Origin of the sequence: Streptomyces sp. BK79 (assembly GCF_044142145.1) — a bacterium.
Classification (GTDB): Bacteria; Actinomycetota; Actinomycetes; order Streptomycetales; family Streptomycetaceae; genus Streptomyces.
The window spans coordinates 221,684-234,230 of sequence record NZ_JBHVOC010000005.1; the positions used below are offsets into that span (position 1 = coordinate 221,684).

General features: G+C 72.4%; 10 protein-coding genes and 1 pseudogene. 3 read left to right on the plus strand and 8 right to left on the minus strand.

The window, feature by feature from the left end; translation table 11 throughout:
- Positions 1 to 28: 28 nt before the first annotated feature.
- A complete protein-coding gene (locus ACFIF2_RS08285) occupies positions 29 to 253 on the minus strand; it encodes a hypothetical protein (protein ID WP_395571873.1) in 225 nt (74 codons plus the stop codon).
- A 698-nt stretch (positions 254 to 951) separates the two neighbouring features.
- Positions 952 to 2,073 (minus strand): annotated as a pseudogene (locus ACFIF2_RS08290) (bifunctional class I SAM-dependent methyltransferase/NUDIX hydrolase); the annotation flags it as partial.
- Positions 2,074 to 2,392: 319 nt separating this feature from the next.
- Here ACFIF2_RS08290 and ACFIF2_RS08295 point away from each other — a divergent pair.
- Positions 2,393 to 3,166 (plus strand): polysaccharide deacetylase family protein, encoded by a 774-nt coding sequence (locus ACFIF2_RS08295; RefSeq protein ID WP_395571956.1) that lies wholly within the window; start codon positions 2,393 to 2,395, stop codon positions 3,164 to 3,166.
- Between the two features lie 10 nt (positions 3,167 to 3,176).
- Here ACFIF2_RS08295 and ACFIF2_RS08300 read toward each other — a convergent pair whose 3' ends face one another.
- From ACFIF2_RS08300 to ACFIF2_RS08325, 6 genes are all read right to left on the minus strand, one after another.
- Positions 3,177 to 4,778: a polyamine aminopropyltransferase gene (locus ACFIF2_RS08300; RefSeq protein ID WP_395571874.1), complete on the minus strand. Its 1,602-nt coding sequence runs from the start codon at positions 4,776 to 4,778 to the stop codon at positions 3,177 to 3,179.
- Positions 4,779 to 4,789: 11 nt separating this feature from the next.
- Positions 4,790 to 5,227, minus strand: coding sequence for a DUF350 domain-containing protein (locus tag ACFIF2_RS08305; protein WP_395571875.1), 438 nt, complete (start codon positions 5,225 to 5,227; stop codon positions 4,790 to 4,792).
- Between the two features lie 61 nt (positions 5,228 to 5,288).
- Positions 5,289 to 5,699: a DUF4247 domain-containing protein gene (locus ACFIF2_RS08310; protein WP_395571876.1), complete on the minus strand. Its 411-nt coding sequence runs from the start codon at positions 5,697 to 5,699 to the stop codon at positions 5,289 to 5,291.
- Complete coding sequence (locus ACFIF2_RS08315; protein ID WP_395571877.1) at positions 5,696 to 6,232, minus strand: DUF2617 family protein; 537 nt, start codon at positions 6,230 to 6,232, stop codon at positions 5,696 to 5,698. Before ACFIF2_RS08315 ends, ACFIF2_RS08310 begins: the two co-directional genes overlap by 4 nt.
- 150 nt (positions 6,233 to 6,382) lie before the next feature.
- Positions 6,383 to 7,879, minus strand: coding sequence for a carboxylesterase/lipase family protein (locus ACFIF2_RS08320; RefSeq protein WP_395571878.1), 1,497 nt, complete (start codon positions 7,877 to 7,879; stop codon positions 6,383 to 6,385).
- Between the two features lie 21 nt (positions 7,880 to 7,900).
- Positions 7,901 to 8,815 carry an MBL fold metallo-hydrolase gene (locus ACFIF2_RS08325; RefSeq protein WP_395571879.1) on the minus strand — a complete coding sequence of 305 codons (915 nt, stop codon included), beginning with the start codon at positions 8,813 to 8,815 and terminating at the stop codon, positions 7,901 to 7,903.
- 185 nt (positions 8,816 to 9,000) lie between these two features.
- Here ACFIF2_RS08325 and ACFIF2_RS08330 point away from each other — a divergent pair, with 185 nt between their 5' ends.
- A complete protein-coding gene (locus ACFIF2_RS08330) occupies positions 9,001 to 11,781 on the plus strand; it encodes an AAA family ATPase (protein WP_395571880.1) in 2,781 nt (926 codons plus the stop codon).
- Between the two features lie 194 nt (positions 11,782 to 11,975).
- On the plus strand, positions 11,976 to 12,512 hold the full coding sequence (locus ACFIF2_RS08335; protein WP_395571881.1) for a DUF3291 domain-containing protein: 537 nt from the start codon (positions 11,976 to 11,978) through the stop codon (positions 12,510 to 12,512).
- The last annotated feature ends 35 nt before the right edge of the window (positions 12,513 to 12,547 follow it).

A 12,547-nucleotide genomic window follows, 5' to 3' on the forward strand; every position in this document is an offset into this window, starting at 1 on the left:
CGAGCCGGCAGCCACGCGGGACCGCCGGCTAGCGACGGTGGCGATCCTCCCCCTTCGGGTGTGACACGGCCGCGTAGAGCATGGCCACCGCGAGGCACAGAGTCATGCACGTGGTGAACGAGGTGGCGCCCCAGACCCAGACCTCGGCGGTCTTTCCGCCGAGCCCTTTCCGTATGAAGCCGGCCACCAGACCGACGACCGCGGACAGCAGGAAGCAGACGACCACAGACCAGGCGAACTGAATACGAGTCACGGCACCTGACCCATTTCGGGTAGGGCAGTCTGATTCACGCGTGATGCGGCCGGAGCACACCGGACGGGGCGCCAGGGAACCAGACCGCGGGCACTCAACGGTCAGCAGAGGCCAGGGCCTCGCAAGGGCCGGGAACCTCCCTGAGCGGTCGCACGGCGACAGCTCGTGTACGCCGGCTCCGCGCCGGCGCTGTTCCGGTTGCAGCGTCCTCCGACCCGCAGGAGCGGGCTTCTTCTTCATCGGTGTCGGTGGCGGCTGACTCGGCTCGCGAGTGAAGCCTTGCCACCACCGTTACCCGCTGTCGGGAGGCGTATGCCCGGCGGCACTCTCCTTCAGGAGGATCGGCGCCGCGGCCGGCGTACGAGCCACCGCCAGGGCGGGCGGTGCCGGCGGATCTCCCGGCGCACCTGGCCGGCCTTCTCCGGCGCGCCCGTCTCCTCGTGGAACCGCGCCAGGTGTTCGAGGACGCGGATCACGGCCTTGCGGTACGAGCCGGGGTCTGCGGCCTCCGTCATCAGGTCCTCGTACACCCCGACCGCACGGCGCAACCGGTCCTCGACCCCCGAGTCCCGCCCCATCGCCCGCCGTCGGAGGGCAAGTTCGACGAGCGCCTTCGCGTAGTCGGGGAGGTCCCTGTCCCAGCCGTCGTCCTCGGCCAGCCGCTGACCGGCGGCGTCCCGAGGGCTGCCGTGTGGCTCGGCGAAGGGGGTGAAGTGTGCTGGCGCGTGGTCGATGGGCAGGTCGGGGCGCCAGGCGGTGAGGATCTGGGCGCTGCACTCGAACAGGCCCGGCGGCAGCGCGTCCAGCGGCCACCACTTCCAGTCCCCGACCCGCTCGCCCGGCTGGTCGGCGGGCTCGCCGCGCCAGCGCGTGACGAGCGCACCGAACGTGATGCGGACGACGCCGTCAGCCCGGTCCAGGAGCATGCCCAGCAGCCGCACGTCGGCCGGGTCCGCGTGCAGGCCGGTCTCCTCGGCCAGTTCGCGCACGACCGCCTCCTCCAACGACTCACCCGGCTCCACCGTGCCGCCGGGCAGTTCCACGGTTCCCCGCCGGTGGCGGCCGAGCAGGAGGCCGCGCGGTCCCACCAGCACCGCGCCGACCCCGGCCGCCGCGTGTGCGACGGGCGGCCGGGACGTACGGGGACGAGAGGTGACCCGGGCCGGCCGTTGGACCTGGAAGAGCCGGTACGAGGCGTGGTTGCCCTCCTCGGGTGCGTCCAGCGCGGTGACCTCCTCGACGCGCAACCCGTTCCGCTCGAGCAGGCCCGTCCAGAGATCCGTGGTGAGGACCCACATGTGTACGGTCAGTTCGCCGCCGCCGCCGGCCAGGCGCAGGATCTCCGGGCGGTACCGCACCTTCGAGGAAGGACCGTCCCCCGACGAGTTGGTGTGCAGCACGGTGAAACACAGCCGTCCACCGGGCCTGAGGGCAGCGGCCAGGGCGGGCAGCAGCCGGTGTGGGTCGATGAAGTGGACGGCGGACAGGGAGTAGATCACGTCGTACGGCTCCGCGGCGCGCAGATACCCGACGGCGTCGGCCTGGACCAGCCGCAGGCCCGGCAGGTCGCCGTAGCGTGCCCGTGCCCGCTCGATCTGAGTGGCGGAGAGGTCGACGGCGTCCACGACGGCGTGATGGGTACGGGCGAGGTGCGCGGCGTGCCGCCCCGGGCCGCAGCCCAGGTCGAGCACGCGCAGGCCCGCCAGGACGCCGAGGACGGCATCCCCCGGCCCCGTACCCGCCGGGCCCCAGGCGATCTCGTCCACCTCGGGCACGGGCGTGGCCCGGTCGAGGTGGTGCGCCCCGTAGGTGTGCCACATCGCGGCGTTGGCCTGCTCGGCATCGGCCGTACCAGGTGCGTCGGGTGCCGTCATCGTGTCCCCCCCCTCGGGCTCGCCGCCGAGCCGCCTCGTCACATCGTCCCGCTCGTCACCAGAGGGTGTCCCGTCCGGTTCGCGCCGGGCACCGCTGAACCCCATCGTCGAGCAGAGCGGAGCCGGGCGGCGAGTTGTCCGTGAACGCCCCCGGAATTGTCCGTGATCGGTAACGGACGCATCCCGCCGCCACCGTCTCCCGTCCTGCCATGTGGTCCCCATGGGACCGGGGAACGGCGAGGAACTACGCGAAGGCGGGGCGGACATGGCGCGGCACGGTGGCGGACGGGCCTGGTACGGCAAGGTGGTCGGGTCGGCGCTCGGGGTGACCGTGCTCGCCGTCGGCGCCTCGGTGTGGACCGCGCAGGCCGACCCCGTGGGCGGCGCGACACCGAGGGCGACCGCGACGGCCACGCCGGGCGGTGACGTCGAGCCGGTCGACGTGACCATCGCGCACGCCTCGGACAAGGGAGCGCGCGGCGTCAACATCACCATCGACGACGGTCCGGACCCCGCCTGGACCCCCCAGGTGCTCGACCTCCTGCGCGACCACGGGGTGAAGGCCACCTTCTGCGTGACGGGTACCCAGGCCCAGGCCCACCCGGACCTCGTGAAGGCCGTGGTCGCGGCCGGGCACCGGCTGTGCGACCACACGGTGTCGCACGACACCGCCATGGACAAGAAGTCCGAGGCGTACCAGACCAAGGAGATCCTCGACGCCGAGCGCATGATCACCGAGGCGTCCGGGGGAGTACGCCCGATGTACTACCGGGCCCCCGGCGGCGCCTTCACCCCCCACAGCCGCACACTGGCCGCCTCCCGGGGCATGCGACCCCTCGGCTGGAACGTGGACACCAAGGACTTCGAACGGCCGGGCGCCGACGCCATCGTCGCCACCGTCCAGCGGGAGCTGCACAACGGACCGACGATCCTCTTCCACGACGCGGGAGGCGACCGCGACCAGACCGTCGAAGCCCTGCGCCGGGTCCTGCCGTGGCTCAAGGAGCAGGGGTACTCCTTCGGCTTCCCGGTGCGCTGAGCCGCGCGACTCAGTAGTTGCGCCACTCGTCCAGGACGTAGTCGAGCACGGCGGGGTCCATCAGAGTGCTGGCCCGTACGTCGGTGCGGCGGCGGTCGACGGGGAACACGGTCGCGGCCCTGAGGACCGCGTCGTCCAGGTACCGCAACTTCGGTACGTCCGCGGCGAGTGTCAGCGGCGGGGGTTCGGCGCCCCGGCCGGCCAGGACGAACCCCCAGTTGCCGAAACTCGGCACGTCGACCTGGAACTTCGTCGTCGCGTAGCCCGCCGTCTCGATCGTCTTCGCGATCGACCAGTACGTCTTCGGGGCGAAGAACGGCGATCCGCTCTGCACCATCACCTTGCCCTGCGGCCCCAGGACCCGGCCGAGCAGATGGTAGAACTCCACCGAGTACAGCTTGGCCAGCGACGCCGAGTCCGGATCGGGGAAGTCGATGATCACCGCGTCGTACCGCTGCCCGGCCTCGCGCAGCCAGTTGAAGGCGTCGGCGTTCACCACCTCCACCCGGGGGTCGTCCAGCGCGCCCCCGTTGAGCGTGCGCAGCGGTTCGTAGGTCCGCGCCAAGCGGGTCATGGCCGGGTCCAGTTCGACCAGGGTGACGTGCCGGACGTCCTCGTAGCGGAGCACCTCCCGCAGCGCGAGCCCGTCGCCGCCCCCCATGACCAGCACGTTCGAGCGCCGGCCGGACAGCGCGGGGTGGACGAGGGACTCGTGGTAGCGGTACTCGTCGACGGAGCTGAACTGCAGATCGCCGTTGAGGAACAGCCGGATGTCGGGGTTCCCGGTGAAGGCGGTGGCCCGGGTGATCACGATGTCCTGGTAGGGGGTGGTCTCGGCGTGCACGATGGGGTCCCCGTACATGTGCTGACGCGCGGTGACCTCCAGGTCGTCGGCGAGCACGTACGTCCCCCCGAGTACCGCGAGCACGGCGGCCACCCCCGCCAGCAGGCCGGCCCGCACCGTGCGGCGGAGCTCGCGGCGGAAGATGAACACCACGACGATGACGCCGGCGACCGCGTTGACCACGCCGACCACCAGCGCGCCCTTCAACTGGCCGAAGGTCGGCAGCAGGAGCAGCGGGAAGCACAGGCCGCCGACGAGGGCACCGATGTAGTCGACGGCGAACATGTCGGCGACGGCGCTGCTGGCCTCCTGCCGGCGGATCCGCTGCAGGAGGGTCATCAGCAGCGGGATCTCGGCGCCGATCAGCAGGCCGACCACCAGGGACACCACGATCATCGCGGGCATGTAGAGCTGCAGCCAGGCGAAGGCGGCGTACAGCACCAGGACGGACAGGCCGCCGACCAGTGCCAGGACACCTTCCAGTACCGCGAACGCGACGACCGCGCGGCGGCGCAGCGGCTTGGCGGCCAGTGAGCCCAGGCCCATGGCGAACACCATCACGGAGATGACCACGGAGGTCTGCAGCACCGAGTTGCCGATGAGGTAGCTGCCCAGCGCGGTCAGCGCCAGTTCGTAGACGAGGCCGCAGGCGGCGCAGAGGAAGACGGCGAGCAGCAGAAGGAACCGCGCCCCCCGGGGTGGCCGGCTTTCCGGGGGGCGGGCGGGAGCAGCCGCGGTGTCGCGGTCGTCCAGAGTGGTGGAGCTCATGGGGGGGGTTCCTAGGAGAGGGCCGCGCCGACCATGAAGGCGGTGCCCAGGTACATGCCGGCCTGGACCCAGGCGGCGGGGTGCGGGCGGTCGCCCTCGTCCTCCAGCGCGACGGCGCCCATCTGACCCGGTGTGAGCATGCCGACCACGATGCCGACCAGCGTCATCACCAGCACGCCGGCCAGGCCGTAGAGGAGTGTGCTCAGCAGACCCTGGCCCAGGCCCCGTTCCGACTCGCTCGCCCGGATGGCCTCCATGATGACCAGGCCCACCGCGACGGACTGGCTGCCCAGCAGCACGGCCGCCCCGCGGTTGCGGTCCCGCCACACCACGTGGAAGAGCTTGCCGGGTGTGACGAGGTCGAGGGCGACGAAGCCGACGGCCATCACGGCGAGGCCCACGACTCCGTAGAGCAGTGCCTGGCCGGCCGACTCGAAGATCTCGGTCACTGGGGTGCCTTTCTGGAGAGCGTTGGGGTGGGGAGGTGGTGCCACGCTGAGCGCGCCGGTGTCACTTGCCTTCGCCGGGGCCGCCACCGCGATAGCTCTGGCTGTTCGGGTTGGGCCAGTTCACGAGGTGCTGCTGGTGCCGCCGGTACCCGTTGCGGTAGTCCTCGATCTCGATCATGCTGCCGCCCCGGTACGGCGAGACGGTCACCATGTCGTCGCCGTAGCGCAGGAAACGCTTGCCGCCGCCGGAGGACCGGTCGAGGGCCTTGCGGTGGTCGTGGATCGCGTCGGCGACCCGGGCCGGGGAGCTGTTCTTGTCGAGCCACCGGGACCCGCGGGAATCGGTGTACGTGTCGCGGATCCAGGAGCGCGGGACGCCGTCGTCCCCGTCCCCGTCGCTCGAGCAGGCCGAGAGCAGCACCGTGACCAGCGCGGCGGCCACCGCTCCGCGGACGAATCGGACACTGTTCATCGGGCCTCCAGCGTGGTGTGCGTCGATACGATCTGCCCGTCCTGCGGGTAGGTGTGCCAAGTGCGCCAGGACAGTCGGGTGGGCAAGGCTTTGCCGGACGCCTCGACGGCTTCGTCGGACGCCTCGACGACCACCGCCGTCACGGCCTCCGGCGAACCCGGGAAGACTCCGCACAGGCTGTGCTCCGCGTCGGCCGCCCGGCCGAGGACGTCCGCCACCTGTGCGCTGAACTCGAACGGGTCCAGGCGCGCCGTGGTGGCGCTGAAGTCGTAGGTGCAGTCGCCCTGTTGCCGGGTGAGCCTGGGCGGCAGGCCCCGGGCGGCACCCGGCAGGCACGCCACCGTCTCCCGCACGGGCCCGACGAAGACCTGGTGCGAGGCGCCGAGCAGCCTCATGCGTACGCGCACTCCCCCCACCAGCACCTCTCGTTCGGCGAGCGCCGGCCGTTCGGTCAGGTCCAGTGAGAAACAGAGCTGGTCCGCGGCCGTGTCCAGGTAGGGCGCTTGCAGAGAGAGCAGAGACAAAGCGTGCACGCGGCCCCCCGGTCCGATATTGCTACGAGCGGCGCTGAGTATGGCACGAGTCCCGAGGGCCTGAAGGGGCTGGGGTGCTCTCGCGGGTACGCGCCCACTTGTCGTAGGCCGCGTTCCGTGCCAATCCGGACAGGGGGGCGGGTTCGAGGGTCAGCGCCAGGCCTGTCGTTCCCTGCGACGCGGGTCGGTGACCTGTGTCCACTCGGCGTCGATGCGCATGGTGGCCCTGCGTCCGGTGTCGTACGGGTCCCAGCCGGGGCTGCCCGTCGTGGCGAAACGGACCCAGGTCGCGTGCACGTGGGCGGCGAGACCCGCGGGAGGCTCGTCCGGGCCGAGCAGGGCGGTGCGGCCGAGCAGTTGGGGGAGGTGCGCGAGATCGAACACGAAGGGCAGCTCCATCGCGTGGGTGGCGCCCAGCTCACCGTCCAGAGCCCGGGAGCGCCAGGCGAACTCGTAGGCGTAGGTGGCGGAACGGTGATGTGAGGCGTGCGCCTCGGCCAGGGCCCAGCTGCCCGCGCCGAACAGCGCGTCGCCCATGAGGGCGGAGCGCAGCTCGCCGAAGGACGCCTCGGGGCGTGCCGTGCGGTAGGTCTCGACGAGACGTGCCGGATCCGGGTGCGAGCGCGCCGCCACGTCGTCGACGTCCTCGGCGGTCGAGGTGGAGTACGCGTCCACGGGCACCAGGTAGAGGTTCCCCTCCTCGGTGTTGGTCCCGATGAGCAGGTCGACGCCGGTGCCGACGCCGAGGCCGGCGGCGACGGCTGCGGCGGGCTGGGTGTCGAGGACCAGGCTGAAGGGACTGAGGCCGATGAGCGGGTCGTGGTGGGTCTCGGTCCGCAGGTCGATGCCCGCGAGCCGGGAGGCGGCCTCGACCAGACGGTCGTCGGAGATCTCCGCGAAGGCGTCGACGTGGGGCTCGACGCCCAGCCACGCGGCCGCCGCCCGGGTGACGCGGGCGGCCTGCTCGGTGGTGAACGCGCCGAGTCCGCTGCCGCTCTGGACGATCGCCCGGCGGAAGAGGCCCGAGGCCTGCGGGGTGGCGAGGACGCCGCCGACGATGGTCGCCCCGGCCGACTGGCCGAAGAGGGTGACCTGGTGCGGGTCACCGCCGAAGGCGGCGATGTTCTCCTTCACCCAGCGCAGCGCGGCGACGACGTCGAGCAGACCGCGGTTGGCGGGCGCGCCGGGCAGGTCGAGGAAGCCGGCGACGCCCAGGCGGTAGTTGAGGGTGACCAGGACGACGCCGTCGCGGGCGAAGGCGGAGCCGTCGTAGAGGGCGGACCGCGTCGATCCGGCGACGAAGCCGCCGCCGTGCACGAACACCATGACGGGCAGGCCGCCGTCGGTGGCGGCGGGCGCGAAGACGTTGACGGTGAGGTAGTCGGCACCGGGGATCCAGCCGGTGCCGAAGTACGGAGACATGTCGATACCGCCGAGCTTGCGCTCGGACTGTGGCGCGGTGGGACCCGGCTCGGTGGCGTCCCGTACACCGTCCCACGGCTCGTGCGGCCGCGGCGGGGCGAACCGGCCGGCGCCGTGGGGTGCGGCGGCGTAGGGGATGTTCAGGAAGGCGCTGGTGCCGGCCTGGCGCAGGCCGCGGATCGCTCCCTGGGCCGTGGTCACGATGGGGTCCGGGCGGTGGTTCACGGTGATGCCTTTCGGGAGGTCTCAGGCCTGCTCGGTGTACGGGGTGAAGGGAGCCCAGCCCTTGACGGCGAACTTGTCTCCCTCCCGCACCACTTCGGCGGCACCGTGGCCGCCCAGGTGCGCGGGGATCACGAGCGCGTTGTTGTCGGCGGCCCAGCCGAGCACCTTGCGGCGGGTGGCGCGGGCGCCCGCGGGGTCCTCGCAGAAGCAGCTGTTGGCATCCGGTTCGAGGATCTGCACCGGGCTGTGCAGCATGTCGCCGACGAACACGGCGCGGTCCGTTCCGGAGGCGAGGGTCAGTACGGAGGAGCCGGGGGTGTGTCCGGGAGCGGCGTCCAGGCGCAGGCCGGCGTCGATCTGGTGGCTGTTCTCCCACAGCAGCGTCTGACCGGCCCGGTGCACCGGGGCCACGCTGTCCTCGAAGACGTTCTGGTTGCCGCGGCCGAGCCGCGGCTTGTGCCCGTTCTCCGGGTTCCAGAAGTCGAAGTCGTCCTTCGGCAGCAGATAGGTGGCGTTGGGGAACGTGGGCACCCATCGCCGGCCGTCGAGGTAGGTGTTCCAGCCGACGTGGTCGACGTGGAGATGAGTGTTGATCACGATGTCCACGTCCTCGGGCTCGACTCCGGCCCGGGCGAGCTGGGACAGGAAGTCCGTCCGGAGGTGGCTCCAGACCGGCGAGTACGGGCGCTCCTTGTGGTTGCCCACACCGGTGTCGACGAGGATGGTCCTGCCCTCGCTGCGCAGCAGCCAGGTCTGGATCGCGGAATGCACGTGGCCGGTCCCGGAATCCAGGAAATGCGGGGACAGCCAGGAGCGTTCGTCGTCCCACACATCCCGCGGGATGTCCGGGAAGAAAGTGTCGGGCGTCATGTCGACGGAGCCGAAGAATTCCCATACCCGTGTGACGCTGACGTCGCCGAGTGTGATCTGGTCCATGAGGCACCTTCGTGCGTTCGGGAGAATTTCCTGAACCGTACGAACGCCCCCGGCGGCCCGGGTATCCGTCACCTGACTGCACCTGTGCGCACAGCCCGGGCGCGGGGCGCGGGGCGCGGACGCTTGTAGCCTGGGCGGGCAAGGCAGGGCGGCTCCGTTCGTGAGCCAGGACGCGTGGAGACCCCGTGGACGAGCACAGCGGCGACCTCGCGGTCACGAGACCGGAGCCGGAGCCGGGGGAGCCGCTCGTCGGCCGGGACGCGGAGCTGGAACGCCTCTCGCGCACGGTGGAGTCGGCGTCGGCCGGTCCGGTGCTGATGCTCGTCGGCGGCATGGGCATCGGCAAGAGCGCGCTGCTGGACCGTGCGGTGCGCCGGGCCGGGGCGAGCGGTGCGCGCGTCCTGCGCGCCGAGGGCAGCGAGACGGAGTCGAAGCTGACGTTCTCCGCCCTGCACCAGTTGCTGCGGCCGCTGCGGACGGAGGTGGACGCACTGCCGCCGAGGCAGCGCACCGCGATCCAGGACGCCTTCGGCACCGGAGCGGCCACGCCCCGGCAGGCGGGCGAACCCGATCTGCTGCTGGTCGGGGTCGCCGTGCTGAGCCTGCTCTCCGCCCTGGGCGACCGACAGCCGGTACTCGTGGTGCTCGACGACGCGCAGTGGTTCGACCGTGCCTCCCTGGACACACTGTCCTTCGTCGCCAGGCGGCTGGAAGGCGAACCGGTCACGATGCTGATCGCGGCCCGTGACGGTGACCACCTCCCGGGATTCGACCGGCACGTGCCCACGCTCACCCTCGAACCGCTCGGCGACGCCGCGGCGGCCCGGCTGCTGGACCTCCAGCCCGCGACTCCCACCGGCCACACCAGGACACGCGTCCTCGACCAGGCGGGCGGCAACCCCCTGGCACTGGTGGAACTCGCCAGGGCGGCCACCGCCCACGGCGCGGCCACAAGGACGCCGTCCGCGGGGCCGCTCCCTCTTCCCGCTCGGCTGGAGCGGATCTTCGCCGCTCGCCTCGACGGCCTCCCCGCCGACACGACGCGGTCCCTGCTGCTCCTGGCCGCCATGGACAGCGTCGACGTCCCGATCGCCGTATCGGCCGGGCTGCCGAACGCCGAGGGCGACCCCTGGCTGCCGGCCGAGCGGGCCGGGCTGGTCGTACGGACCGGCCGGGACCCGCGGTTCCGGCACCCACTGGTCCGGTCGGCCGTCTATCACGCCGCGCCCACGCGAGCGCGCCGCGAGGCGCATCTCGTGCTCTCCGAGCTGCTGCGGGACGAGCCGGACCGGCGTGCCTGGCATCTGGCCGCCGCCTGCCCGGGCCCGGACGCGGCGGTGTCGGCGGAACTGCGGCGGACCGCTGACCGGGCCCGGGCAGGCGGCGGCCACGCGGCGGCGGCCATGGCCCTGCAGCGCGCGGCGGAACTCGCACCGCGGCGCGAGGACAGTGCCCGGCTGCTGGTCGACGCCGCTTCAGCGGCCGTGCTCACCGGCGACCTCCGCTGGGTCGAGGAACTGACCGCCGCCGCCCGCGCGCGCACCGACGACCCGTCGCTGCTGGCGTCCGCCGCCGTGCGGGCCGGCCGGCTGGCGACCCTGACCGTGCGCCACACCACGGTCTTCTCCCGGCTGACCGACGCCGCCGAAGCATGGGCGGCCTCGCAGCCCGCCACCGCGCTGGACCTCCTGACCGGCGCCGCCGTGGTGCGCTTCTACTCCGGAGAGCACACCCATCGCCGCCGCATCGAGAAGATCCTGGAGCGCCTTCCCGAGGACGCCACGACCGCGGGCCTGCGCACCTGGGTGAGGGCCGTGTCGGACCCCTTCGGCGACAGGGACACCTTCCTCTCCCTGCTCCCGCGGGCGGCCGCCGAGGCGAAAGCCCGGCCGGAGCGGCTCACCGCCGTCGGGATCATGGCGTGGCTGCTGGACGAAACCCCGCAGGCCGTCCGCACCTTCGACGAGGCCTTCGACCGCTGGCAGGCACAAGGGACGCTGCCGGAAGGGCTGAGCGGCGCGGTGGCCTGGGCCTACGTGGAACGCGGACGGTGGGACCTGGCCCGGGAGGCCTGCGCCCGCACCACCGCGGTCGCCCGGACGGCCGGCCTCGACCATGCCGTGGCCTGTGCGGCCACCGTGGACGCCACGGTGCTGGCCTACCAGGGTGACACGGCGGCGGCCCGCGCCCGGGCCGACGAGGCGCTCGCCCTGATCGACCCGCTGGAAAGCCGCTCGGTCGTGGTCTACGCCCGCCGGGCGCTCGGCGCCGCGGCGGCAGCGGAAGGAGAGTACGAGACCGCCTACGACCACCTTCGGGCCGTTTTCCGGGGAGACGGGGCGCCCGTGCACTACCACGCCTCCTATCCGGCCCTCGCCGATCTGGCCGCCGCCGCCGTGCGCTGCGGCCGCCGCGAGGACGCGGCCGGGATCGTCGAGCGTGCCGCACACACCCTCGCTGACCGCGCCTCACCTCGCCTGGGCGCACTCATCAGCCGGGCCCGTGGCCTGCTGGCGGATCCCGAGGACGCGGAACCGCACTTCCGGGCGGCCCTCGCCGACCCGAGGCTCGAGCACTGGCCCTTCGAACGCGCGCAGACCCTGCTCGACCTCGCCGAGTGGCTGCGGCGCCGTCGGCGCATCGCTCAGGCGCGGGCGCCACTCACCGAGGTCCTGGAGACCTTCCGCCGTCTGGGCGCGCACCCGTGGATCGAACGGGCCCGGGCCGAAGCGCGCGCCGCCGGCCTCGACGTCACGGCCACGGCCCCCGACGCGCTCGCCGAACTCTCCCCGCAACAACAGCAGATCATCAGGCTCGCCGCCCGCGGGCTGACCAACCGCGAGATCGGCGAGAAGCTCTTCCTCTCCCCGCGCACGGTCAGCTCGCACCTCTACCGCAGCTTCCCCAAGCTCGGCGTCACCGCCCGCGCCCAGCTGCGTGACCTCATCGGCAGCGCCGTCGCGTAGGCCGGCCACCGGGAACGAGGACGCCCGGAGCCCAAGTGCCAGCACAAGGGGCCGGACACGGCTGTTACAAGAGGCCACTTGTGCCAGGAATGCGCAACTTCGACACGGCTCGTTGAGGCGGTTACCGTCCCCTGCTCCGTACGCAAGCCACCGAACCGGGTCCACGCCGGGTGGCTCCGACCAGGGAGAGACGCATGCCCCATCTCGCGCTGTACACATTCGGCGTCCTGAAGTCACCTCTCGCCGATCCCGCGCCCCTCACGCGCGCGTTCTACGACGTGGGTGAGACCGTCTACCGGCAGATCGGCCGGCATCCCGGACACCTCGCGCACGCCGAAGCGGCGGACGGTGACCGGGGCGCGCTCTTCGACGCGGACTGGGGCGCCTGGGGGGAGTTCGCCGTGCCGACCTGGTACGGCAAGGGCCGGACGCCGGAAACCACCGCCCTGGCCGCGTCCCTCTCCCTGTGGACCGACCTGCGCTCCGCCTTCGACGCCGTCCACACCGGCCCGCACCGCGGGGCACTGAGCAGGCGCTACGACTGGTTCGAGAGGACAGGCCGGCCGAACCACGTGTTCTGGTGGGTCTGCGACGGCGTGACGCCCACCTGGCGGGAGGGGGTCGCCAGGCTGGAGCACCTCGACGACCACGGCTCCGCCCCGCACGCCTTCACCTTCCGCGACTCCTTCGCCCCGGAAGTTACCTGTGCGTTCCGCACGTCGGAGACATGACAGCGGTGACTGTCCCGGACGTGGTGGTGCGTGAC